Source organism: Pantoea sp. SGAir0215, assembly GCF_043543215.1.
The window spans coordinates 3,506,447-3,531,089 of sequence record NZ_CP028031.1 but is presented as its reverse complement, the minus strand read 5'-3'; the positions used below and the strand labels follow the sequence as shown (position 1 = coordinate 3,531,089).

27 protein-coding genes are annotated in these 24,643 nt (G+C 51.4%); all 27 read left to right on the top strand.

Features of this window, described 5'->3' with window-relative positions; genetic code table 11:
• Positions 1 to 55: 55 nt before the first annotated feature.
• Positions 56 to 592: a hypothetical protein gene (locus C1N64_RS16460; RefSeq protein ID WP_394514983.1), complete on the top strand. Its 537-nt coding sequence runs from the start codon at positions 56 to 58 to the stop codon at positions 590 to 592.
• 25 nt (positions 593 to 617) lie between these two features.
• Positions 618 to 2,075 (top strand): glycosyltransferase family 2 protein, encoded by a 1,458-nt coding sequence (locus C1N64_RS16455; protein WP_394514982.1) that lies wholly within the window; start codon positions 618 to 620, stop codon positions 2,073 to 2,075.
• Complete coding sequence (locus C1N64_RS16450) at positions 2,057 to 2,647, top strand: hypothetical protein (protein WP_324030652.1); 591 nt, start codon at positions 2,057 to 2,059, stop codon at positions 2,645 to 2,647. The genes C1N64_RS16455 and C1N64_RS16450 overlap by 19 nt, the downstream gene beginning before the upstream one ends.
• Positions 2,644 to 2,985, top strand: a complete 342-nt coding sequence (locus C1N64_RS16445) for an HNH endonuclease signature motif containing protein (protein WP_324028809.1) — start codon at positions 2,644 to 2,646, stop codon at positions 2,983 to 2,985. Before C1N64_RS16450 ends, C1N64_RS16445 begins: the two co-directional genes overlap by 4 nt.
• The gene (locus tag C1N64_RS16440) at positions 2,985 to 3,185 is read left to right on the top strand and encodes a hypothetical protein (protein WP_394514981.1); all 201 of its coding nucleotides are present in this window, start codon (positions 2,985 to 2,987) and stop codon (positions 3,183 to 3,185) included. Before C1N64_RS16445 ends, C1N64_RS16440 begins: the two co-directional genes overlap by 1 nt.
• A 151-nt stretch (positions 3,186 to 3,336) precedes the next feature.
• Positions 3,337 to 3,822: a terminase gene (locus C1N64_RS16435; RefSeq protein WP_082999236.1), complete on the top strand. Its 486-nt coding sequence runs from the start codon at positions 3,337 to 3,339 to the stop codon at positions 3,820 to 3,822.
• 6 nt (positions 3,823 to 3,828) lie between these two features.
• Positions 3,829 to 5,343 (top strand): terminase large subunit, encoded by a 1,515-nt coding sequence (locus C1N64_RS16430; RefSeq protein ID WP_394514980.1) that lies wholly within the window; start codon positions 3,829 to 3,831, stop codon positions 5,341 to 5,343.
• Complete coding sequence (locus C1N64_RS16425) at positions 5,343 to 6,617, top strand: phage portal protein (protein WP_394514979.1); 1,275 nt, start codon at positions 5,343 to 5,345, stop codon at positions 6,615 to 6,617. The genes C1N64_RS16430 and C1N64_RS16425 overlap by 1 nt, the downstream gene beginning before the upstream one ends.
• Positions 6,618 to 6,634: 17 nt before the next feature.
• Positions 6,635 to 7,312 carry an HK97 family phage prohead protease gene (locus C1N64_RS16420; RefSeq protein ID WP_394514978.1) on the top strand — a complete coding sequence of 226 codons (678 nt, stop codon included), beginning with the start codon at positions 6,635 to 6,637 and terminating at the stop codon, positions 7,310 to 7,312.
• Between the two features lies 1 nt (position 7,313).
• Positions 7,314 to 8,471 carry a phage major capsid protein gene (locus tag C1N64_RS16415; RefSeq protein WP_394514977.1) on the top strand — a complete coding sequence of 386 codons (1,158 nt, stop codon included), beginning with the start codon at positions 7,314 to 7,316 and terminating at the stop codon, positions 8,469 to 8,471.
• 34 nt (positions 8,472 to 8,505) lie between these two features.
• Complete coding sequence (locus C1N64_RS16410; protein ID WP_394514976.1) at positions 8,506 to 8,838, top strand: head-tail connector protein; 333 nt, start codon at positions 8,506 to 8,508, stop codon at positions 8,836 to 8,838.
• Complete coding sequence (locus C1N64_RS16405) at positions 8,838 to 9,182, top strand: phage head closure protein (RefSeq protein WP_324030066.1); 345 nt, start codon at positions 8,838 to 8,840, stop codon at positions 9,180 to 9,182. The genes C1N64_RS16410 and C1N64_RS16405 overlap by 1 nt, the downstream gene beginning before the upstream one ends.
• Positions 9,172 to 9,549 carry a hypothetical protein gene (locus C1N64_RS16400; RefSeq protein WP_324030067.1) on the top strand — a complete coding sequence of 126 codons (378 nt, stop codon included), beginning with the start codon at positions 9,172 to 9,174 and terminating at the stop codon, positions 9,547 to 9,549. The genes C1N64_RS16405 and C1N64_RS16400 overlap by 11 nt, the downstream gene beginning before the upstream one ends.
• Complete coding sequence (locus C1N64_RS16395; protein ID WP_394514975.1) at positions 9,546 to 9,947, top strand: HK97-gp10 family putative phage morphogenesis protein; 402 nt, start codon at positions 9,546 to 9,548, stop codon at positions 9,945 to 9,947. Before C1N64_RS16400 ends, C1N64_RS16395 begins: the two co-directional genes overlap by 4 nt.
• A 32-nt stretch (positions 9,948 to 9,979) precedes the next feature.
• A complete protein-coding gene (locus tag C1N64_RS16390; protein ID WP_205956687.1) occupies positions 9,980 to 10,432 on the top strand; it encodes a phage tail protein in 453 nt (150 codons plus the stop codon).
• Positions 10,433 to 10,485: 53 nt separating this feature from the next.
• On the top strand, positions 10,486 to 10,851 hold the full coding sequence (locus C1N64_RS16385; RefSeq protein WP_394514974.1) for a phage tail protein: 366 nt from the start codon (positions 10,486 to 10,488) through the stop codon (positions 10,849 to 10,851).
• A gap of 250 nt (positions 10,852 to 11,101) precedes the next feature.
• The gene (locus tag C1N64_RS16380) at positions 11,102 to 14,443 is read left to right on the top strand and encodes a phage tail tape measure protein (protein ID WP_394514973.1); all 3,342 of its coding nucleotides are present in this window, start codon (positions 11,102 to 11,104) and stop codon (positions 14,441 to 14,443) included.
• A 2-nt stretch (positions 14,444 to 14,445) separates the two neighbouring features.
• A complete protein-coding gene (locus tag C1N64_RS16375; RefSeq protein ID WP_394514972.1) occupies positions 14,446 to 14,787 on the top strand; it encodes a phage tail protein in 342 nt (113 codons plus the stop codon).
• A gap of 51 nt (positions 14,788 to 14,838) precedes the next feature.
• Entirely contained in the window at positions 14,839 to 15,576 is a 738-nt protein-coding gene (locus C1N64_RS16370) for a phage minor tail protein L (protein WP_394514971.1), read from the top strand.
• A gap of 1 nt (position 15,577) precedes the next feature.
• The gene (locus C1N64_RS16365) at positions 15,578 to 16,297 is read left to right on the top strand and encodes a C40 family peptidase (protein WP_394514970.1); all 720 of its coding nucleotides are present in this window, start codon (positions 15,578 to 15,580) and stop codon (positions 16,295 to 16,297) included.
• Complete coding sequence (locus tag C1N64_RS16360; protein WP_394514969.1) at positions 16,290 to 16,913, top strand: tail assembly protein; 624 nt, start codon at positions 16,290 to 16,292, stop codon at positions 16,911 to 16,913. The genes C1N64_RS16365 and C1N64_RS16360 overlap by 8 nt, the downstream gene beginning before the upstream one ends.
• Positions 16,914 to 16,996: 83 nt before the next feature.
• Positions 16,997 to 17,380, top strand: a complete 384-nt coding sequence (locus C1N64_RS16355; RefSeq protein ID WP_394514968.1) for a hypothetical protein — start codon at positions 16,997 to 16,999, stop codon at positions 17,378 to 17,380.
• Between the two features lie 55 nt (positions 17,381 to 17,435).
• A complete protein-coding gene (locus C1N64_RS16350) occupies positions 17,436 to 20,675 on the top strand; it encodes a host specificity protein J (protein WP_394514967.1) in 3,240 nt (1,079 codons plus the stop codon).
• Positions 20,668 to 21,744 carry a DUF6453 family protein gene (locus C1N64_RS16345; RefSeq protein WP_394514966.1) on the top strand — a complete coding sequence of 359 codons (1,077 nt, stop codon included), beginning with the start codon at positions 20,668 to 20,670 and terminating at the stop codon, positions 21,742 to 21,744. Before C1N64_RS16350 ends, C1N64_RS16345 begins: the two co-directional genes overlap by 8 nt.
• Before the next feature lie 58 nt (positions 21,745 to 21,802).
• Entirely contained in the window at positions 21,803 to 22,924 is a 1,122-nt protein-coding gene (locus C1N64_RS16340) for a tail fiber domain-containing protein (protein ID WP_394514965.1), read from the top strand.
• 214 nt (positions 22,925 to 23,138) lie between these two features.
• The gene (locus tag C1N64_RS16335; RefSeq protein ID WP_164482251.1) at positions 23,139 to 23,378 is read left to right on the top strand and encodes a DNA polymerase V; all 240 of its coding nucleotides are present in this window, start codon (positions 23,139 to 23,141) and stop codon (positions 23,376 to 23,378) included.
• The gene (umuC, locus tag C1N64_RS16330; protein ID WP_394514964.1) at positions 23,378 to 24,640 is read left to right on the top strand and encodes a translesion error-prone DNA polymerase V subunit UmuC; all 1,263 of its coding nucleotides are present in this window, start codon (positions 23,378 to 23,380) and stop codon (positions 24,638 to 24,640) included. Before C1N64_RS16335 ends, umuC begins: the two co-directional genes overlap by 1 nt.
• Positions 24,641 to 24,643 lie beyond the last annotated feature (3 nt).

Sequence of the window (24,643 nt, the reverse complement as noted above, 5' to 3'; positions counted from 1 at the left end):
TTTGTTATAAACATGCAAATGGAGATAAAGTGTTTCTCTAAAAACTGGAGGAAACATGAGCAACTTAGTGGGAACAATCCTTGTAGGTGTTTTTTCAGTCGTGGCTTCTTTATCGGCTACGTGGTGGGCAAATAAAGCTTCTGAAAGGCGTTTAAGGATTCAACATGATCTCGATAGAAAGAAAGATTCAGATTCGGCCAGATTGAAAAAGTCGGAAGAAATCTATTTATCCCTTATCAAGTACAGAAATAATATAAATAAAAGCCAGCGAACTATGATAGGTATTTTTCAGGGTGATATAAATATAGATACCATATCTGTCGAAAAGGTAAGTGAAGCCATTTCTTTCGATTACGATGCTCTTGAAGCCAGTGTCGGAATTTATTTCCGCAATTTATTGCCAGAACTTAAAGATATTAAAGTTTATTTGGATTCCTCAATGTCAGGCATGGGCCAATTTGGTGAGATAGCTCCTCGTGAAATGTCTCAGTTAGAAAAGGACAATGTTTGTCAATACGTATATGAATTTATGGAAGTTATTAAAGAGAGGCTAAGTTCTCTCATTGAAGATTTAAGCAAAGAGGTAAACTAATTTAAACTTAACATGGGGCTTAATCATGAAGGTTGTTATTGATGGTATTGCCTATGCGCCATTAACTGATCGGGCATCAAATATCGGCATTGCCATAACAACCCATAACCGCCATGACGTTTTATCCCGCGCCATTGAGCATCAGCTTAAGTTTCTTCCTGCTGGTGCGCTGGTGGTTGTTATAGATGACGGCTCAAGCGTTCCGGTAAATGCTCCGGCTGGAGTCAAAGTTATTCGCCGTGACGTTTCACGCGGAATCGTGGCATCAAAGAACGCCAGCCTTCAGGCGCTGATGGATGCAGGCTGCGAGCATTTATTTTTGTGGGATGACGATGCTCACCCTGTAGCTGGTGGTTGGGAGCGGCCCTATATTGATTCACCTGAGCCGCATCTTGCCTATCAGTTTCAGGACTTCGCGACAGGCCAGAAGCTTAACGACATAGCCGTGTTATACCGCGACGATAAGCACGTAGCCTATACTGGCCAGCGCGGCGTAATGCTTTACTACCACCGTAGCGTGATCGAAAAGGTGGGTGGTTTCGACCCCATATATCAGCGTGGTATGTACGAACACTCAGATTTAGCATTACGCATTCATAATGCCGGGCTCACATCATGGGCGTTCGCTGATGTCGTCGGTTCGGAAAAGTTTATTTACTCGCTTGATGAGCATCAGGCCGTTGAGCGTTCTGTACCAAGGCCAGACCGTGAAGCACAGGTTAAGCGCAATGTGACGATTCACAACGAGCGCCGTAACAGTGGCTACACCGGATATGCGGAGTACCGCGACAAGCGCAATGTGGTTATCACCACGTTACTGACCAGCCAGCCGGACCCACAGCGCGGAACGAAGATAACACCTTCACCTGACCTGCTGGCTAAGTGGGCTTTATCGCTCAGTTGTTGTGGCCGCATCGTCCTGGCTGATGAGCTGGAGACTGTTCCGGCAGATGCCGAGTTATTCCGTGTGCCTGATGTGAAGATGAACGTTTACTTCCGGCGCTGGCTGCATATCTGGCATCACTTACGCGATCACCCTGAATATCACCTTGTCTGGTGTACCGATGGTACTGATGTAGAAATGCTTCAGCAGCCCTGGCAGGGAATGGAAGAGGGCAAGATTTACGTTGGCTCTGAGCCTAAGACTTACGCCGACACCTGGGCTAAGCAGAATCACCCCGAAGCCATCTGTCAGGCATTCATTGAAGAGCATCGCAACGATGTGATGCTTAACGCTGGCCTGCTGGGTGGCACCCGCGATGATGTGATGGCAATAGCGCATGGGATTGTCCGGCTGTATTACCACATCGAATCGTTGCGCTTCTGGAGCCAAGAACACTCAGCGGCATCAGTAGGCGACATGATCGCTTTCGGCATAGTCGCTCATCGTTACCGTGACCGCCTGGTGACAGGCCCGCGTATACATACCGTGTTTAAGTCTGATGGCCTTGGTAAGGAGTTTGCCTGGTGGAAGCACAAGTAAAGTTTGCCATTGTGGCGCATCACTCACGATTAGAAGCAGTGATGAATCTGAAGCGCGTGCTTAATGCTCACTTCCTGCTTGATGATAAAGATGGTGGTGCCAATGCCAATCACCGCCGCGCTATCGAGTGGGCCAGCATGCAGGACTGTCGCGTGGTGATACTGGAAGATGACGCCGTTCTGGTTGATGGCTTCATTAATAAGGTGTCTGCCTGGCTGAGTCGGTTCCCTGATGACCTTTTGTCATTTTATCTTGGGACCGGCAGACCGCCTCAATACCAGCATGAAATTGCGGGCATGCTGGTGGATGCCGACCGCACTCGAGCCGATTATCTGGTCATGAGCAGACTGATTCACGGCGTCTGTTACAGCCTGCCACAGCATAAGATTCCTCAGATACTTGAACGATGGGACAGGACGCTGGCCGCTGATTACGCTGTCGGTGATGCTTATGGTGGCCGCGTTATATATCCGTGTTATTCGCTGGTGGATCATGCAGACCTGCCCACGGTGGAGCGCCACCCGGACAATGAGCCTCGAACAGAGCGCCGCAGAGCCTGGAGGCTGGCATGAGTAAAGAGCCTCGCATTTACGGAAGCCGATGGGATAAGGCGAGACTGAGATTCCTTCAGCAGTATCCGCTGTGTGTGATGTGTGAAGAGCAGGGGCGAATCACAGCGGCCACAGTTGTTGACCACATCGAACCCCACAAACTTAAAGATGCGCTCAAGTCCGGCAATCCGCTGGCTATATCGAAAGCACAGCACCTGTTCTGGAGTAAAGAGAACTGGCAACCACTGTGCAAAGCACATCACGACTCAACCAAACAGAGAATGGAAAAGAGCGGGATAGCGATAGGTTGTGATGCTAATGGCTACCCTCTGGACCCCGCGTCTCACTGGAGTAAGTAATGACACAAGACCAACAGACAATCCTGATGTTCAAAGGGCTCATTGCTTCATTGCCTGAAGAGAGTCAGGCGAAAGTGAAGAAAGCTGAGCAGGCCATGCGTGAAGTGCTGTCAGCCTATCCTGATGGCGAAGCAACCATTGCGATGGGATTGATTGGTGCAGAGCTACAGTGTGACGCACCAGAAATGATTACCAAGTGAAATCATTCACCCTGAAATCAATCAAAATGAGAATGAATATCATCAAGGCAGGGGGGGAGGTCAAAACTTCAGGATGAAGTCCCCAAATGACCGCCGCCAAAGTTTGATTTTAACGCTAACCCGATTTTTTCAGTTTTAAGGGTGTTGACATATGGCAGAAAAAAGAACCCGCTCCGACAGTTCGGCGGCGGCAGTTCGGGCCATGCAAAACGCAACCGTGGACACCATCCAGCCCCCGGTTCATGCGGGTCTGGAGAAAAAAGCCGAACCATTCTGGCACGACAATATCAGATCAAAAGCTCTGGACAGTTGGACGCCTGCTGACCTTCTGGCCGCTGCGGAACTGGCAAATAATCAGCTCTATATCACCGTTTTACGCAAAGATTTGCGCAAAGAAGAGCGCGTGCGAGGTGAGGCACGTAACGAAGCGTTGATAAAAGACCTTCGCAAACAAATCACCGAATTGCAGCGAACAATTCTGGCGCAGCGGCGCGATTTGCAGATTCACTCACACGCCACCAACGGCGAGAGTCGTGACCAGCAGAAGCGCAATCAGAATGATCGTGATGCGCGTAATACCAGAGATGAACATGAAGATCAGGACGACAACCTGATAGCCTTTCCCCAACACGGATAAAATTCTATGACGCGAGGTGAGCGTGTAATAGCGTTCATTGAGCGCTTTTGTATCGTGCCGGAGGGCAAGCTCATAGGTCAGCCAATGCGGCTTGACCCGTTTCAAAAAGATTTCATCCGGGCGATTTACGATAATCCTGTCGGTACCGATATGGCGATCCTCAGCATCGCCCGTAAAAATGGCAAGACAGGGTTGATAGCCGGAATTCTTCTGGCGCACCTGGTTGGTCCAGAGGCAGTACAGAACTCACAAATTGTCAGTGGCGCACTCAGTCGTGAGCAGGCGGCAATCGTTTTTAACCTGGCAGTAAAGATGGTCAACCTGAATCCAAAACTTCAGGACATTGTGCATATTACCCCAAGTGGTAAAAAGCTTATCGGGCTTCCCTGCAACGTCGAATATAAGGCTCTGTCGGCTGAGGGAAAAACTACCCACGGTCTTTCCCCGATACTCGCAATCCTGGATGAAACCGGACAGGTGCGCGGGTCGCAGGACGATTTCATTGATGCGATCACCACTGCGCAGGGCGCACATGAAAATCCACTGCTTATTGTCATCAGCACGCAGGCAGCAAATGACGCTGACCTGTTAAGCATCTGGATAGACGACGCGGTCAAATCGAAAGACCCGCATATTGTCTGCCATGTTTATGAGGCACCAAAAGAAGCGGATATCAGTAAGCGGGAATCCTGGCTGGCTGCTAATCCCGCGCTTGGCACCTTCAGGTCAGAGAAAGACATGGCCCGCCAGGCTGAGAAAGCAGGGCGAATGCCGAGCTTTGAAAACACCTTCCGTAATCTCAACCTGAATCAGCGTGTGTCTACCGTGTCGCCGTTTATTTCCCGAATCATCTGGGAGATGTGCGGCGCTGAGGCGGTAAATACACCGCGCAAGTGGTATGCGGGACTGGACCTGTCGGCGCGGAACGACTTAACCGCGCTTGTGATAGCCGGTGAGGCCGAAGACGGCATATGGGATGTATTCCCTTTCTTCTGGACCCCAGAAAAAACGCTGGCCGAGCGGGCCAAAACTGACCGCGTCCCTTATGACGTATGGGTCAGGCAGGGGCTGTTACGCACAACGCCCGGCGCTTCTGTTGATTACTCATTTGTGGTGAGCGACATCGCCGAAATCATCAGCGATTTCGATATCAGCTCAATGGCCTTTGACCGATGGCGTATAGACCAGTTCAGGAAAGAAGCCGACGACATTGGGCTTACACTCCCTCTTGTTGAGTTTGGTCAGGGCTTTAAAGACATGGGACCAGCAGTAGACACACTTGAATCGCTCATGCTTAACGGGCGGGTGCGGCACGGCATGAACCCGGTGCTGACGATGTGCGCCGTTAATGCCGTGATCGTCAAAGACGCAGCGGGCAACAGAAAGCTGGACAAATCCAAAGCAACAGGCCGCATTGACGGTATGGTCGCAATGACCATGTCTATTGGCGCGGCTAACGGGGAGGTCACTGTGCAGGGTGGTGACTTTGAAGACTTCATTTTCAGACCGCTGAGCATGTGATGGAAGAACCGAAATATACAATTGATCTACGGACCAATAACGGTCTGTGGGCAAAGCTTCAGTCATGGTTCGTCGGTGGGCGCTTAGTTACGCCTAATCAGGGCTCGCAGTCGGGTCCGGTGTCTGCATCCGGGCACCTTGGCGATTCCGCAGTCAACGACGAACGAATTTTACAGATATCGACGGTCTGGCGTTGTGTGAGTCTGATTTCAACGCTGACATCATGTCTGCCACTGGATGTGTTCGAGACGGATAAAGAAAACAACCGAAACAAGGTTGATATGAGCAACCCTCTGGCGCGGCTGTTGCGCTATTCACCTAACCAGTATATGACCGCCCAGGAGTTTCGGGAGGCCATGACGATGCAGCTCTGCTTCTACGGAAATGCGTATGCGCTGGTCGAAAGAAACAGTACAGGAAACGTTATCAGCCTGTTACCGCTTCAGTCGGCCAATATGGACGTAAGGATGGACGGTAAAAGGCTCGTTTACCGCTATCAGCGAGACGGTAGTTATGCCGACTTCGCGCAAAAAGAGATTTTTCATCTTAAAGGTTTTGGCTTTACCGGGCTTACGGGACTGTCACCAATAGCTTTTGCCTGTAAATCGGCGGGCGTGGCCGTTGCGATGGAGGATCAGCAGCGTGACTTCTTTGCGAACGGGGCAAAATCGCCGCAGATTCTCTCAACGGGTGAAAAAGTTTTGACCGAAACGCAGCGCTCTCAGGTTGAAGAAAACTTTAAAGAGATTGCTGGTGGACCGGTTAAAAAGCGCCTCTGGATACTTGAAGCCGGGTTTTCAACCTCAGCAATTGGGGTAACACCGCAGGATGCTGAAATGATGGCCTCCAGAAAGTTTCAGGTTAGTGAGCTGGCGCGGTTCTTTGGGGTTCCGCCGCACCTGGTCGGCGATGTGGAAAAATCCACGAGCTGGGGCAGCGGCATTGAACAGCAAAACCTTGGGTTTCTTCAGTACACGCTACAGCCATACATATCTCGGTGGGAAAACAGCATCCTCCGCTGGCTTATTCCGCCTGCTGATGTTGGCCGTTACCACGCAGAGCATAATCTTGACGGCCTGCTCCGTGGTGATTCCGCTTCACGCGCCGCCTTCATGAAGGCCATGGGCGAGGCCGGGTTACGTACCATCAACGAAATGCGGCGAACTGATAACCTGCCTCCGCTGCCAGGCGGAGATGTGGCAATGCGCCAGTCACAGTATGTGCCAATCACCGATTTAGGTACCAACAAAGAGCCCCGCACTGACGGGGCTTAATTTTTATGGGGGCCGTGATGGCTGAGATCGTAAAAACGCTGGCGTTTGAAGAAACCGAAATTAAGTTTTCCGGTGACGGCAAGCAGGGGATTTTTGAGGGCTACGCCTCCGTGTTCAACAACACGGATTCAGACGGCGACATTATTCTGCCCGGCGCATTCAAAAATGCCCTGACCAACCAGAGTCGCAAGGTTGCCATGTTTTTTAATCATAAAACGTGGGATTTGCCGGTGGGTAAGTGGGACAGCCTGGCGGAAGACGATAAGGGGCTGTATGTACGCGGCCAGTTGACGCCGGGGCACAGCGGCGCGGCTGACCTGAAGGCAGCAATGCAGCATGGCACGGTTGACGGCATGTCAGTCGGTTTTTCCGTCACCAAAGACGATTACTCGCTGGGTACCAGCGGGCGAATTTTCAAAAACATCGCGGCGCTGCGTGAAATCAGCGTCTGCACCTTTCCGGCCAACGAGCTTGCTGGCGTGTCTGCCATGAAAAGCATTGACGGCATCGAAACCATTCGTGACGTGGAGAACTGGCTGAGGGATTCAGTCGGCCTCACTAAGTCACAGGCAGTCGGGTTAATCGCCCGGTTTAAGTCAGCGATTCGGAGCGAGTCCGGGAGCGGCGAAAACGAAGCACAAATCAGCGCTCTGCTTCAGAGCATCAAATCTTTTCCATCAAATTTAGGTAAATAACATGTCCGAACTCGCTCAAATTCAGAAGGCTATCGAAGAGTCACAACAGAAGATGTCTCAACTTTTCGATGCTCAGAAATCAGAAATCGAAAGCTCTGGCCGAATTTCCAAACAGCTTCAGGACGATCTGTCAAAGGTTAACGAAGAGTTGCAGAAGTCAGGCTCGCGTCTTTTTGACCTAGAGCAGAAACTTGCGTCAGGGGCGGAAAATCCGGGTGAAAAAAAATCTTTCTCGGAGCGTGCCGCCGAAGAGCTACAGAAATCATGGAACGGCAGCAAAGGTACGTTTGACGCCAAAACTTTTAACAAGTCGCTGGGGAGCGATGCGGGTTCTGCTGGCAGCCTGATTCAGCCAATGCAGGTGCCAGGCATTGTTATGCCCGGTCTGCGTCGCCTGACTATCCGTGATTTACTGGCGCAGGGCCGTATTTCAAGTAATTCCCTGGAGTATGTTCGTGAAGAGCTGTTCACCAACAACGCCGATGTTGTTGCTGAAAAAGCGCTGAAACCTGAATCCGATATCACCTTCAGCAAACAGACCGCCAACGTAAAAACCATCGCGCACTGGGTGCAGGCATCCCGTCAGGTGATGGACGATGCGCCGATGTTGCAGTCTTACGTTAACAACCGCCTGATGTACGGGCTGGCGCTGAAAGAAGAAGGTCAGTTGCTGAACGGAGACGGCAAAGGCGACAACCTGGAAGGTCTCAACGCAGTGGCCACAGCGTATGACGTTTCTCTGAATGCATCCGGGGATACGCGTGCTGACATCATTGCTCATGCCATCTACCAGGTTACTGAGTCTGAGTTCAGCGCGTCCGGTATTATCCTTAACCCCCGTGACTGGCACAGCATCGCACTGCTAAAAGACCGTGACGGTCGTTATATCTTTGGCGGTCCGCAGGCGTTCACCAGCAACAACATGTGGGGCCTGCCTGTCGTGCCTACGCGTTCTCAGGTCAGCGGCACATTTACTGTCGGTGGTTTTGATATGGCCTCGCAGGTCTGGGACCGCATGGATGCAACGGTTGAGGTCAGCCGTGAAGACCGGGACAACTTTGTTAAAAACATGCTGACCATCCTGTGTGAAGAGCGTCTTGCTCTGGCTCACTATCGCCCTACAGCCATCATCAAGGGCTCTTTTGCTTCAGGCTCCTGATGAGGGAAGGCGGGGAAACCCGCCTTTTTAACGTATGGCGATTGATGTACTACAGGTGATAAGCCTGAATCTGTTGAAGCAGCAGATTGAGTTTGAAGGCGATGATCGCAATGAGCTGATTACACTTTACGGGCAGGCCGCTTTAGATTACTGCGTCCGGTACTGTGATGAGCCTGCCTGGAAGCTTCCTTCTGACATCCCCGCTGCTGTAAAGGGTGCAGTCCTCCTTGTTTTTGCTGACATGTTTGAACACCGCACGGCGCAGGGAGAAGTACAGCTTTACGAAAATAAAGCGGCTGAGCGAATGATGTTTACTCACCGTAACTGGCGTGGTATTGCCGATACCAGACCAGAGGAGGGAAGCTGATGGAGCCTGGACGTTTACGACACAGGGTAAGGATAGAAGTCAAAAGTGATGACAGGGATGAATACGGCCAGCCTGTTGGCTGGAAAGTTATAGCTCCTGTGGTATCGGCTGATATTCGCTCTGTTACCGGGCGTGATTTTATAAGCGGCAATGCGGAAAGGTCCTCAGTCACAACCAAAATTTATATGCGTTACGCTTTCGATTTTCGTGCTACGACAACGCGTCTTGTCGAACTTACAGGTAAAGGAGAGGGTAGGGTTTTCACCGTCACTGCGCCGCTTCCAACAAGAGACAGGCGTAATATTGAATTACTTTGTACGGAGGATTTCAGCCGTGTTCAGTGAATTTAAAAGTGATATTGAGCATCTGATTGGCGTGAAGGTCTATCCACTCATCGGTCCTCAGAGTGAATCTGAGTTTGTCACCATGCAGTTAATCAGCGATCCCTCAGTTGAAACAGGTCTGGTACGAACCGGGCCAATAGCGGCTCGCTTTCAGATAAGTTTCATTTCGTCTTCCTACAGGCGAACAGAGGAAATGGAGGTTGCTCTCTGGTCTGCCTGGCGCAATGTTGTTCACGGTCACATTGGTGGGTATCCGGTTCAGTATGTCGAAAAGCGAGGGATTTCTGAAAGTTTCGATCCTGATGATGGTGGAAAGTATCGTCGTGCAAGGGACTTTATTTTTTACTGCCCGGAGAGTGCGTCATGATCACAATGCAGGTAACCGGGCTTGATGAGCTTGAACGCCAGCTTATCGCCCTGGGTGAAAAAGCCGGTACAAAAGTTTTGCGTGACGCTGGCCGCGCTGCACTTGAAATCGTTGAGCAGGACATGAAGGAGCACGCAGGTTACGACGAGTCCGCAAAGGGCCCGCACATGCGTGACTCCATCAAAATCCGTTCCACAACCCGTACCAAAGGCAATGCAGTCGTCGTGCTTCGTGTCGGACCCAGTAAGCAGCACTTCATTAAAGCGCTGGCTCAGGAGTTCGGCACAGTGAAACAGGTACCTTCCCCCTTTATCCGTCCGGCGCTGGATTACAACAAATCCCGCGTCCTCAGAATCCTCGCGGTTGAAATACGGGACCGCATTCAAAACAACGGGTAGCAGCCGCTACCACTTCAACAGAGAGATAAATCATGGCTGATAAAACTTCGCCAGAATACGCGATGCTGCCTGCTGGCACCGTGGTCATGTGGGGCGCGGCTGGCGCAGCGGTTTCCGCGATGAAACCGCTGATTAACTGTAAAGCGCTCGGCGCAACGGGCCAGACGGGCGGCTTCGTTGACTGCACCACGCTCATTGATACCAGCAAACAGTTTATTTCTGACCTGCCTGAAGGGCCTGAAAAGTCACTCGGCTTTGTGGACGACCCGTCTAACACCGATTTTGCGGCCTTCCTTAACGCCGCGCAAAACCGTCAGACGGTGCAGTTTTACGTCGAACTCCCAAACGGTCGCACCGCCAACATGGTGCTGGCGCTGTCTGGCTGGCAGATGAATGAAATCACCGCGCCTGCCAGTGAAGTCATTCAGATCACCGTTCAGGGCAAGCAAAACAACATCCAGTGGGGCGTTGCTTCCGGCTCTTAATTTTAACATCGCCGCTGTCATGGCGGCTTTAATCCCTCAGCAGGTAAAATCTGATGTCAGATAATTTCGATATTTCAAAGCTCAAGTCACTGTTGTTGCAGCCAAAGAACACCGCCGTAAAAACTGAAATGTTCGGTACCCCTGTTTATATCCGCCGCCGCACCGCTGGCGAGCTTATCAGCTATGAAGAGGCACTTGATAAGGCGCAGGAAAGCGGCAGCGTCCGCGCTATCTCAGAAATGAGCGTTCAGCTTGTCATTGACAGTCTGGTCAATGCTGACGGTTCAGCCATTCCCGCACATCTACTGCCAACGGCGGCTGAGCTGATTGAATCGCATGACAATCCAGCCCTGATGGAAGCGATTGAGCGCGTTAAAACGCACGCTATCGGCAAGCTGGAAGAAGCGGAAAAAAACTGACGGGCTCGTCGTGGCTCCAGCTTATCTTCTGGCTGGCTGACAGGTGGGGGCAGCCTGACCCCTCCGTCATAGCGGCGTTGCCCTGTGACGTACTAAACCACTGGCGGGCGTACTTTCTTCAACAGGGAATTCTGAAACAGCCAGGCCCTGAAAACACTTCTTCTGTCGCAACCCCGCATCACCCGGCAGGTGACGTAACTGCACCTGACGTCAGTCAGCAGTGTGATGCTGTCATGAGGGCGTTAATGTAATGGCTGATGTCGCTTCCCTTGCCGTAGGGCTTCACCTCAATGCGGCTAACTTCAAAACGCAGCTTATCGGCGCGTATGGTGATGCCAACAAACAGTCGCGCCAGTTCAACCGACAGGCTCAGGATGATGCCAAAAAGACTGAAGAGGCCTATAAGCGCGTAACCTCCACGGTAAGTGGCCTTGCTGGTCGCATCGCCGGTCTGGCTGGCGTCGGGTTTTCGCTGGGTGCGATTATCCAGACTTCGCGGCAGTACTCACAGGCATTGTCTGACCTGTCATCTATTACCGGCGCAACGGGTGACAAGCTCCGTGCCCTCGATCAGGCCGCGCAGCAGATGGGCCGGACCACAGAGTACAGTGCCAGCCAGGCGGTTGAGGCGCTGAAGCTGATGGCTTCGGCTAAGCCGGAACTGCTTGAAACGGCTGACGGGCTGCAAAAGGCGACTAACAGCGCACTCTTGTTAGCTCAGGCTGGCGGCAGTACGCTGCCTGATGCAACCCGCACGCTTGCACTGTCCCTCAACCAGTTCGGCGCGGGTGCGGAGCAGGCAGATCGTTATATTAATGTGCTGGCTGCGGGTGCTAAATTCGGTGCATCTGAAATCAACGATACCGCCGCCGCTATTAAAAATGGTGGTGTGGCCGCCGCGCAGGCCGGTATCGGATTTGAAACGCTCAATGGCGCTATTCAGGTGCTGGCATCGCGTGAAATCAAAGGTGGTGAAGCGGGTACCGCCCTTCGTAACATCATCCTGAACCTTGAAAAAGGCACGGATAAGACGCTAAAGCCCTCTGTTGTCGGGCTGAGCAAAGCGCTGGAGAATCTGGCAGGCAAAAACCTCTCTACGGCGCAGGCCGTTAAGCTGTTTGGTGTAGAAAACATCAACGCCGCCTCCATTCTTACCAGCAACCGAGGCAAACTTGATGAGCTGACCAAATCGCTTACCGGCACACAGACTGCCCACGAACAGGCCGCTGTCAGGGTTAATAACCTGAACGGCGATCTGATGGGGCTGACGAGTGCCTTTGAAGGTTTGATCATCAAGGTCGGTCAGTCTGGTAATGGTCCGCTGCGCTCCGGTGTTCAGAGCATTACAGAATCCGTCAACGCCCTGTCTGATAACTTCAATACGGTTGCTTCAGTCGCGCTTTATACGCTGATTCCGGTTATCTCAACCAAACTGACAGCCGGGCTCAGGGAAAGCGTGACCTCCTGGGCTGCTAACGAAATGGCCGTCAGGAGAAACGCACTACAGCAGGCCGAAATCGCTAAGCAGACCATTGCGGCAGCGCAGGCCACGCGGTTGCAGGCTCAGGAAGAGGCCCGTTACCTTGGCACGCGTTCAGCGGCAAACGCGGCAGCGGGCATCAATGTCGGGTACCAGAAAGAACAGGTCGCGCTTAGTCGCACGATCAGAGAGTCAAGAATCGCTGAAACGACGGCTACAGAGCGGCTTGCGGCGGCTAATTCACAGCTTTCTCTCAGTGCGCGGGCGGCATCAGTCGCTTCAGGGCTGGCGCGGGGGGCGTTCTCACTCATTGGTGGCCCGGTGGGTGCGGCGATGCTCGCCGGTTCTGCGTTACTTTATTTTCATGAGCAGGCGAAGCAGGCCCGTCAGTCAGCGCTTGATTTGAAGGGCGCGGTTATTGAAACAACGGCTGCACTTATGCAGTTATCTGACAAGCAGCTTTCAGTTAAGCAGCTCGATCTGCAGGACCAGTACGAAAATCAGGTCACTCAGCGAAACCAACTGATTAAAGAAATTCAGGATGCTGACAGTCGCATCGACAGCCTGAAGGGATTTGATCCGTTTGGTCAGCTATCGGGTGTAGAGAAAGGTAAGACCCGCGCAGAAGCCGACCTTGAGTCGGTAAACACTGGCCTCAAAACGCTCAAAGACAACATGGAAAATGTCGATAAGGCGCGTTTTCTGGTTAAAACGGGCATAGCCGATTCTGCTAAAAACCTGAAAAGCGATATTCAGGCGGCGACAGCGGCTGCGGCTGATGCGGGTAAAGTTGAATCCCCCTGGAGCGGTGAGGACCCGGCTAAGGCTGATAAAAAGGCCGCGCAGGCGCTCAAGCAGTTTCAGTCGCTGCGCAATGAAATAGAGCAGGCGCACGCGTCCAGCCTGGAAAAAATCAACCTTCAGGAAAAGGTATCGCAGGAAAAAATCCTGAAGGAGGCTAAGGCGTCGGGTGTTAGTCAGGCTGAAATTCAGCGCGTGCTGACCCTCAACACAGCAAACTACCAGCAGCAGCGTCAGGAACTGGCTGAGCAGTATTCTCCGGCCAAAGCGGTAATGCGTCAGGAGTCAGAGGCAAGCAGGGACCTTAAGCAGCTTTATGCTGCACTTCTGATGACTGAGCAGGAGTATCAGTCAGCGCGTATTACGCTTGCAAATGAATCCGCTCAAAAGCTCATTCAGGCACAGGCCAGCCGCACGGCTGCTCCGAAGCTGAACATAGCGGGTGAAGTTGATCCGGTCGCACAGCTCCAGAATCAGTTAGTGCAGCAGCAAAGTCTTTACGATGCCTACTATGCCAACGGAAAAATCAGTAAGGAAACCTATGAAGCGCTGATGCAGAAATCTAGTCAGGATTCAGCAGATGCGCAGTATCAGGCTGCACTGAACTTGTATTCAGGACAAAGCAGACTGCATAAGGGCTATATAAGCCTGATTGATGCCGTCCGTGAGAGAACTACTAATTCTCTTACCGGGCTACTTACCGGAACGCAGACATTCAAAGAGAGCCTTTCAAATCTGTTTGCTTCGTTGGCTCAGAGCGTCATTCAAAGCCTTGTGGAAATGGCAACACAGGCAATTCTGACCAAAACTATTCTGTCTTCATGTATGAGTTTTGGCGGAGGCGCTTCAGTTGCTGGCTCGGCAGCATCGTCAGTTTCAACAGGTGCAATGGGGCTAGGTACAAGTTTCCAGGGATATGACGTCGGTGGCTTCACTGGCGTTGGTGGCAAGAACGATCCGGCGGGTGTGGTACACAAAGGTGAATTCGTTTTCACCAAAGAGGCAACGGAGCGTATTGGCGTTTCAAATCTTTACGACATGATGCGCGGATATGCCGACGGCGGTCTGGTTACTGCACCCACAGAGAGGCCTGTAGCGTCCGGCACAGCGCGTTCTGGTGGAGGCACTCCGGTAATCAATATTGGCGATACGGTTGTTCATATAAGCGGATCGTCTGAGACTGTTGATGCAGGCACTGAAAAAACTGCATCAGCCGCAAAACAGCTACAGGGCATAATCCGCAAAGAAGTAAACGACTGGGCCAAATCACAAATGACCCCTGGTGGGGTGCTTTATAACGGGCGGCAGTAACGATGGCGACAGACACTTTTACATGGGAAGTCAGGATACAGGCCAGTGAGCAGATTAACGTGGCAACCAATGCCGCGCAGTTTGGCGACGGTTACAAGCAGGTGTCCGGGCGCGGTATCAATGATGAGTCTGAAAGCTGGGCGCTTACCTGTAACGGCATGAAGGCCGTCATTGCTGAGCTGAGGGCATTTCTCAAAACGCACGTTACCCGTTCTTTCTGGTGGACCAATCCCTGGGGTGAGAAAAAGCTGTTCAGGGTAAAGTTTGACTCGATAAATCCTAAGTTTATCAACGGTGATTTTGTAGAGGTCACTTTTACCTTTGAACAGGCATTTGCTCCGTGACAGGTCACGATATCACAGGACGCTCCGGCGTCCTTTTTTTATGGGTGAAACATGAGTTTTAATCAGGATGTACAGACCCTTGAGCCAGGCAGTCTGGTGCAGTTGATTGAAATTGACGGCACCAGTTTTGGGCTTGATACCGTACTTCGCTTTCACGCCTACAACATTGCATCAGAAGGGTGGAAATCCTTCGCGGCTGAAAACCTACCCTCCATAATCTGGCAGGGACATGAGTACGATCCTCACCCCTATGAGCTGACAGGGGTTGAAATGACCAGCTCAGGGACGCAGCCAACACCAAAACTTTCGGTTGGAAACGTGGGTAACTACGTCACTGCGCTTTGCCTTCAGTTCGATGACCTGGTTAAGGCCAAAGTCAAAATACATACCACGATGGTGAAGTATCTGGATGCGGCAAACTGGACGGCGGGCAACCCTAACGCTAACCCACAGGAAGAACGGCTTCAGGTTTTCTACGTCAATGCCAAGACCGCCGAAAACCGTAATCAGGTTGATTTTGAGCTGTGCTCCCCCTTTGATATTCAGAGCCTGCAACTACCTTCCCGTCAGATTACGCCCGTCTGTACCTGGTGTATGCGTGGCTGGTACCGGACGGGAACCGGCTGCGATTATGCCGGTACCCGTTATTTTGCCAAAGACGGCTCCGCAACATCAGACCCGTCAAAGGACGTTTGCGGAGGTCGCCTGGCTGACTGTAAGGCGCGCTTTGGTGACAGCGAACCGCTGCCATTCGGGGGCTTCCCCGCTGCCAACCTTCAGGGGAAATAGGATGCGCGAAAAGCTGATGACGGCAATACGTGAACACGTAGCCGCAGAATACCCAAAAGAAGCCTGCGGGCTGGTGGTTCAGTCAGGCAGGGCGCAGATATATATCCCCTGCAAAAACATTTCAGATAATCCGACCGAGCATTTTGCAATTTCACCAGAGGAAAAGCGCCAGGCTGAGCAGCAGGGGTCAGTTCTGATGGTTATTCACTCTCACCCTGATGTGCCCCAGCTTATCCCGTCTGAGCGCGACCGGGTGCAGTGCGACTATTCCGGCGTCGAGTGGGGGATCATGTCCTGGCCGGACGGCGATTTCTGCACAATCAGCCCTCGGGGTGAACGTGAGCTTGTCGGGCGTCAGTGGGTGCTGGGCTTTGCTGACTGCTGGACGCTTATCATGGATTACTACCGTCAGGAACACGGCATCACGCTGAATAACTGGTCGGTGGATTATGAATGGTGGCTGGACGGCAAAGAAAACCGTTATGACGATAACTGGCAGGCTGAGGGATTTATCGAAGTGCCATTTCAGGACATGCGCGAAGGCGACATGATCATGATGCGCATTCAGTCGCCCGTCACCAATCATGCGGCAATTTACCTGGGTAACAACCTCATTCTTCATCATAACTCGGGCAATTTATCCACGCGCGTTCCCTATGGCGATTACTGGCGTAACCGTACCGTGCGTGTCGTGCGCCGAAAGGAGTTTACAGATGCTTAAAACGATGCGTTTGAAAGGGGTCATGGCAAAAAAGTTTGGGCCGGTTCACCGTTTCCACGTTGCAGACCTGCGCGAGCTTATCCGCGCTATGTGTTCACAGGTGCCGGGCTTCAAAAAGTACGTATCTAACGCGCATCTTAACGGGGTCCGTTTCGCATTTTTCAGTGGCAGAGACAATATCTCGCTACAGGAATTTGATATGTGCTCAGCATCTGCTGAGTTTGAAATGGAACCGGTTATTGAAGGCTCCAAGCGCGGCGGCACGCTGCAAATTATTATTGGTGCTGTTGCTATTGTGGCCGCATTTTTTACAGCGGGTGCATCTCTTGCAGCCTATGGCGCGGCGCTTGGCACCGCGACGGCAGCAGGGTTAGCGACAACAGCACTGACCAGCCTGGGTATCAGTATGTTGCTCGGCGGTGTGGTTCAGATGCTGACCCCACAGCCTAAATTTAACGTTGGGGCTTCATCAAGTACTGACAATAAGCCGAACTATGCGTTCGGCGCGCCAGTTAACACCGTTGCGATGGGATATCCTGTACCCGTTCTTTACGGAGAACGTGAGGTTGGTGGCGCAATAATCAGCGCAGGAAGTTTTACAAGCGATCAGCAATAAAATTTGAACAGATTTTATTTATAATTCTTTCGACTTTATCCACTAATGGTAGGATTTGATTTTCTACTAATGGGGATAGGGATATGAATAAAATTATTTCAGTTTTAATTTTATCTTTTACGATAGTCGGTTGTGCAAAGAAGGTGGACCCGGCTCTTCAGGCGGAAGTAATGAAGCCTTTAATATGTAAAGATGAGAAGCAGTGTGATACTTACTGGAAACGCTCACAGTTTTGGATAGCAAACAATTCATCTTGGAAAATTCAAACGGCTACAGATACTTTAATTTCTACATATAATCCAGCACCATACAGCCCTTTACTAGCATATCAAGCTAGTAAAATGCCCCACGATGACGGCTCATCACAAATTTTTATCAAGCCATACTGTGACAATATGTTTGGTTGTCAGCCTGACATAAGTCAAGCAGTTGTTGCCTTCAAAAATTTTGTTAGAAATGGTTCTTAGCTAAATTTTAAAATTCATCAGGCCACCTTCGGGTGGCTTTTTTTATGGGTGAAATATGCGGCTTCTTGACGGCGAAATCATATACCACGGTAACAAGGGCGGTGGCGGCGGTGAAGCGTACACGCCCGTTGAGCAGCCAGACGACCTGCTTTCCGTCGCCAAATTAAAACTGCTGGTTGCAATCTCTGAAGGCGAAATTCAGGGAGACTTAACGGCGCAGCAGATTTACCTGAACGACACGCAGCTTGCCAATGATGACGGCACCTATAATTTCACTGGCGTGGTGTGGGACTGGAGGAAGGGCACGCAGGACCAGACCTATATTCCGGGCATGCCTGAAGTGGATAATGAGCTGTCCGTTGGTGTGACTGTCACGCAGTCTGTACCCTGGACACGCCAGTATAATAACCTGTCGCTGGATGCCGTGCGCATTAAACTCAGCCTGCCCGTGCAGTATCAGTATAAAGACAACGGCGATATGGTCGGCACGGTGACGCAGTATGCAATTGACCTGTCAACCGATGGTGGTTCATGGGTGCAGGTTGTGGACGGTCGTTTCAGCGGCAAAACCACGTCCGAATACCAGCGCGATCACCGCATCACCCTTCCGCGTGCAACAAGCGGCTGGTCAGTGCGCGTGCGCCGGATCACCGCAGATTCGAATTCCTCAAAGCTCATTAACGCCTTCAAAGTCTTTTCATTCGCTGAGGTCATCGACAGCAAACTGCGCTATCCCAATACCGCCCTGCTTTATATTGAAGTCAATGCGCAGCAGTTTAACGGTCAGGCTCCGAAAATCACCTGCAAGCCTAAAGGCAAGCTGGTGCGCGTTCCGACCACGTATGACCCGGTAAGCCGCACTTACAGCGGTAGCTGGTCCGGCGATTTCAAATACGCCTATACCAACAACCCTGCGTGGATTTTCTATGACCTGGTGCTGGATAAGATTTACGGGATGGGAAACCGCGTTGATGCGTCCATGATTGATAAATGGGAGCTTTACAGCATCGCGCAGTACTGCGATGAGCCGGTTTCAAATGGCGCGGGCGGCACTGAGCCGCGCTTTACCTGCAACGTATTCATCCAGAGCCAGCAGGACGCCTACACCGTTCTGAAGGACATTGCCGCAATTTTCCGTGGTATCACTTTCTGGGGTAATAACCAGATATTCATCAACGCAGACGTGCCGCAGGTGGACTCCGGCGGCAATGTTGATGTGGACTTTGTTTATCACGCTGCAAACGTCATCGACGGCATGTTCAGCTACGCCGGGGGCAGTTACAAAAACCGCTATTCATCCTGTCAGGTGAGCTGGTCAGACCCGGTAAACCATTATTCCGATACGGTTGAGGGCGTGTACGATTCAGAGCTGGTACAGCGCTATGACGTCCGGGAAATGAGCCTGACGGCCATTGGCTGTACGTCACAGAGTGAAGCGCACCGCCGTGGCCGCTGGGCTATTCTGTCCAACGCCAAAGACGGCACGGTTTCATTTGGTGTTGGCCTGGACGGTTATATTCCGGTTCCGGCTGAAATCATTGGCGTTGCTGACCCGTTCCGAAGCGGCAGGCAAAACGGCGGGCGGCTGAGTTCAGTCAACGGACGCAGTTTCGGGCTGGACCGTGCCATTGATTACGCCGCGGGCGACAGGCTTGTGGTGAATCTGCCAGACGGAACGGCACAGACACGCACCATATCCGCCGTCAGCGCGGACAAAAAAACGGTAACGGTAGCGACTTCATTTAAAATTGACCCTGTTGCGGGGGCAGTATGGGCGATAGACAGCGACAGTCTGGCTATCCAGTACTTCCGTGTCACCTCCATTTCCGGCAATGACGACGGCACCTTTACTGTCGCGGGTGTCCAGCACGACCCTAACAAGTACCGTTACATTGATGATGGCGTGCGGATTGAGCCTGCACCCATCACCGTCACCCCGATAAGCGCTCTCAAGGCTCCGGCAAATATAAAGCTTTCTCAGGTCAGCTTTGTTGAGCAGGGAATGTCCGTTGCATCCATGCAAGTGACGTGGGACAGGGTTGAGGGCGCGCTGAATTATGTTGCTCAGTGGCGCAAGGACAAAGGCGACTGGGTTAACGTCAGTCAGACCAGCGCACAGAGTTTCAGCATCCGGGGCGTTTACAGCGGTGTTTATGACGTTCGCGTAAGGGCTGTTAATGCAGCCGAAGTGTCATCGCCCTGGGGATATTCAGAGAGCACATCAATCAGCGGTAAGGTCGGTAAGCCCGGCACGCCTGTAAACCTCGTCGCCAGTATTGATGTGGTCTGGGCTATTGATGTGACATGGGGCTTCCCGGATGGCGCTGGCGATACGGCTTACACCGAAATTCAGGTATCCACGACCGCAGATGGTCAGAACCCGCAGTTTCTGGCTTATGTGCCTTATCCCGGTGTCAGCTATCAGCACGGGCCGATGCCTGCCGGGGTCAGGCGCTGGTATCGCGCACGTCTGGTTGACAGGATTGGCAACGTGGGCGACTGGACGGGCTTTTCATGGGGGGCGACTAATTCAAACGCTGATGATCTGATAGGCAGCGTGGTTGAAGAATATCTTCAGTCTGAAGACGGCAAGGCGCTGCTGACACCGCTGATTACCGAACCGAGCGCACTTGCTGAAAGCATCCTCGCCAGCTATGACGATGTTGAGCAGCAGTGGGCGAACTACGGAGATAACCGCGCCGGAATCATTGAGGCCAGAAAGGTTGCGGCTGATGCGCAGAGTTCCGTTGCTGAACTAAACACCACCGTTACGGCCGGATTCAAATCCACCAATCAGGCCATTTCGGCTAACTCCGCAGCCATTCAGCAGAAAATGACCGCTTATGCTGATGCCAGTGGCGGTTCGGCCATATACACGCTGAAAGCCGGTATCAGCTATGGCGGTGTGAACTATGACGCGGGTATGTCTGTTGCCGTGACCATCAACGGCTCTCAGGTCAACACGCGTTTTGCGGTTAATGCTAACCAGTTCGTCGTTATCAGTGGCAGCGGCAATAACGTCTATTCACCCTTCATTATTAAAGACGGACAGGTGCTTATCAGCCAGGCTTTTATAGGTGAGGGCTGGATCACTAATGGCATGATTGGTAATTACATCCAGTCAAATAACTGGGGTTCCGGTCAGGCAAGCTGGCGGCTGGATAAAAATGGAGGATTGCAAATTATTACAGGTAGCGGCGGGCGAGGAGGAACAGTTTATGACGGAAACGGCGTTCACTGTTTCACAGCGACAGGTGTTGAAGTGGTGACTCTGGGGTGGCTTGGTAATGGCTGACATTTATGGATTGCGTATTGTTCCTGATGACGGCGGTAAACCGTTAATTCTTGATGCATCGACACGCTATGCATCTTACCTGGGTACGGCTGCTGTAAAGGCAGCCAGTGCCTCCTATGGAGGTTTCAAGCCTCAGCCTGCCAACAGTAAAGTGCTGATCCTTCCTCGTAATGTCGTCAGAGTTGGCGTAGGCGATCAGAGTGGCCCGCCTGTTAATTACATATCATCAATGAGCTTTGACGGAAGTCTTAATATTGGCATCGGCACCATCAAAGCAAATCAGACAAGTGCCTTAGATATCGGTTCTGTTGACGTATACAGCATTCAGTATGCAGCCAACCCTTCAGCGCAGTATGGGTTGAGGATCACAAACGGCGCTAACTTTATGGAAATAACGGACGCTTCTCTATCTGGTTTTGTGACTTTTCGTGGCGTAGTAGATATTAACGGACAGTGGAATATTCCCGACAGTGTTCTGAATTTGGGCGGCAACTACATCGTTTTTGCCAGATGGAGCAATACCGGAACGCCATTATTTCTGGACAAGGATACCAACTCTATACGTACTTACGGCGCGTTTAGTTCTGTGAATGGTTCCGAGCAGGGAGGGCTGGTGAGTGGCGTGCAGATTGTCATAGTCAGTAGCGGCTTCTCACCTGCACTGCCTGCGTCAGGTTATGGGCTGGTTATCAGAAATACTTCCGGTGCCATTACCTATTCCAGCAAATATCCACCTGTGATGTGGTCAGATGCTTATTATGAATTTGGCAGCTATTTTGACACTTCAGATTCTACGGGAGACAGGCAGGCATGGATAAACCCGACAGGCAATGTCACGAGCCCAATGGTTCCGTTGTGTGTTCTTGGAACTCAGCGCGGAGATAACACGAGGTCAGGCGGTAATTACCAATACCGGAAGATGCTTTTGTCTGGGATGATGATGTCAGGTAACTCTGTCACTACATCAAGAGCAAAAAGCACCGGTTCAGATATCCCTCTCTACACATACCCAAAAGCAATGCAGATTGCCTGTCAGTTGCCCTGTATTGATGCCAACTATTACTTCTGAAAATCATTTATCAAATAAAACCGGACATTGAGCCGGTTTTTTATGCCCGGAGATCATTATGTCAGCAGGTACTATTGCATTAACCAACAATTCAATCACAGTAAACGGGAGCGGTACCAGCTTTACTACAGAGCTAAAGACGGGCGATTTCGTTTACGTCACGGTAGGTGGCGCTCCCTATACGCTGGTGGCTGCTAACATAACTTCGGATACTCAACTTACCCTTGCCGTAGCGTTCGACGGCCCGACAACCAGCGGATTAGCCTGGAATGCAGTACCGGCATCTTTGAAGGTGGCTATCACCCAAAAAATCCTCAATGACTTTGCAAGCGTAGCGCGTGGCCGCATTCTGGACTTCCAGAACTGGCAGAAGATTTACAGTGATGCACAGTCAGTTGATGTGATTCGCCCGGACAGAACGACGTTCACCGGCCCGAGCTGGGGATACATGGCAAAACAGTATTCGAGCACGCTTAAAAGTGGTGATGTTGGCAAATCTGTAGCATCTCAGACAGACTCCAGATTTAGTACTGTAGACGGAAAGACGGGGGGCGTAATTACTGGTGGCGTGAGCATAGAGGGAAATAATCTCAATATCCGTTCGACAAACCCGTCTGGCGGCTGGCCTGCTTTTCTCACTTTTATGGCCGGGCAGGGTAATAATGTTCCCTTTGCGCGTGTTTATCAGGAAAATTCTGGCTCAATTACAATCGCCACAAACGTTAACGGAACTCCCAAATACTCAACCTTTGCGTCAAATGGCGATTTTGCTGTGCCGGGCAACGTTACCTGTGTAGCGCTTAATCAGACGTCAGACAGAAACAAGAAGTCAAAAATCAAAAAGATTGATGGTGCTTTAGCCAAAGTTCAGCAAATCAATGGCTATACATTTGTACTTAACGACAGTCAGACCACGTCTGCTGGTGTCATTGCACAGGAGCTTATCGAAGTACTTCCCGATGTAGTCACGAAAAACACAAAATTAACTCCGATTCTGGATGAGAACTGGTTACCCACTGGAAAATCAACTGAAGAATCTTATCTCACTGTTGATTATGCGGGACCGGTTGCGTTGCTGATAGAGGCCGTCAAAGAACTCAGTGCAAAAGTGAGCATGCAGGACAGTGTAATCTCTGAACTTCAGAAAAGGATGAAGGCGATTGACGGACTGGATGCCTGAAAAAAGCCCGGGCGACCGGGCAATAAAATTTCCGTTCCTCTCTGAGCAGGTTTACGGGGTGGGTGATTAAAGCTTAGTCACCCGCCGAGTCCCCTTCAAAATAAAATCCCTTTCCCGCCAGTAACTTTACAAATATCTCAACCGCAGCGGCTTGATCAAATTCATATGTTGATATTACTGTAATTATATACAGTAAAAATCGGAGGGTATGTCAATGCCCCGTGACTATGAAATCATGATTGCCTTTCGCCAGGCTATTAAGCGTGACAGCCAGGGGCGTTACACACTCAGCACACTCGACTTTGTACGCGAGCTTGACCGCCTTAACTGGCACTATACGCTTCGCGCCGCCAATAAGTGGATCGAAACCCACACAACCACTTTTCGTGACATCTCAACGTCTGAAGGTGAGGACCGCGTGTTTCAGGTTTTCAATCCAAACGGTGGCTTCTGATGTTCGCCCTTGTTGACGTTAATTCTTTTTACGCCAGTTGCGAAACGGTTTTCAGGCCTGACCTGCGTGGAAAGCCAGTAGTGGTTCTGAGCAACAACGATGGTTGTGTGATTGCCCGTTCAGCGGAAGCAAAAGCATTGCAGATACCCATGGGAGCACCTTATTTCAAGCTGAAGAATGAGTTCAGACATCATGGCGTGCAGGTTTTCAGTTCCAATTATGCGCTCTACGCCGATATGAGTAACCGCGTCATGACGACACTGGAGGACATGTGCCCGGCTGTAGAGATTTATTCAATTGATGAGGCGTTCATGTGCCTGGATGGCATGCAGCGCCTGACATCACTTGAAGATTTAGGGCGAAAGGTGCGCGCCAGGGTTAAACAGGAAACTCACCTGACGGTTGGCGTTGGCATCGCGCAGACCAAAACGCTGGCAAAGCTGGCAAACCATGCGGCCAAAAAATGGACCAAGACAGGCGGTGTCCTCGATCTTTCGAATATCGACCGTCGGAAAAAATTACTCGCTCTGGTACCGGTGGAGGACGTATGGGGCGTTGGGCGGCGCATCAGTAAAAAACTTAATGCCATGGGTATCACTACAGCCAAAGACCTCGCTGAGCAGAGTGCATACATCATCCGAAAACACTTCAACGTAGTGCTTGAGCGTACCGTCAGGGAGCTTCGTGGAGAGCCCTGTTTAGAGCTGGAAGAATTTGCACCGACCAAACAGCAGATAGTGTGCTCACGTTCATTTGGATCACGTATCACCGAATACATGGATATGCGTCAGGCCGTCTGCGCTTTTGCAGAACGCGCTGCTGAAAAGCTGAGGAAGGAAAGGCAGTACTGTAAACAGATAGCTGTATTTGTGCGAACCAGCCCACACGCAGAGGGAGAAGAATTTTATGGCAATCAGGCCGCTGGAAAGTTACTGACACCTTCTAACGATACCCGCGACATTATCAGGGTGGCTATGGACGCTCTGGATCAGATATGGCTCGACGGTCATCGCTATATGAAAGCAGGAGTGATGCTGGGCGACTTTTTCAGCCAGGGAGTATCTCAGCTCAACCTTTTTGATGAATACCGCCCGCAGCCCAATAGCGAAGCTTTAATGCGTGTTGTTGATGGGCTCAACCAGAGCGGCAAGGCTAATTTATTTTTTGCGGGGCAGGGAATAGAGAAGTCTTGGGAAATGAAGCGTGAGATGCTTTCACCTGCTTACACGACCCGCTTTGCAGACCTGCCAGTGGTGAAATGAGGG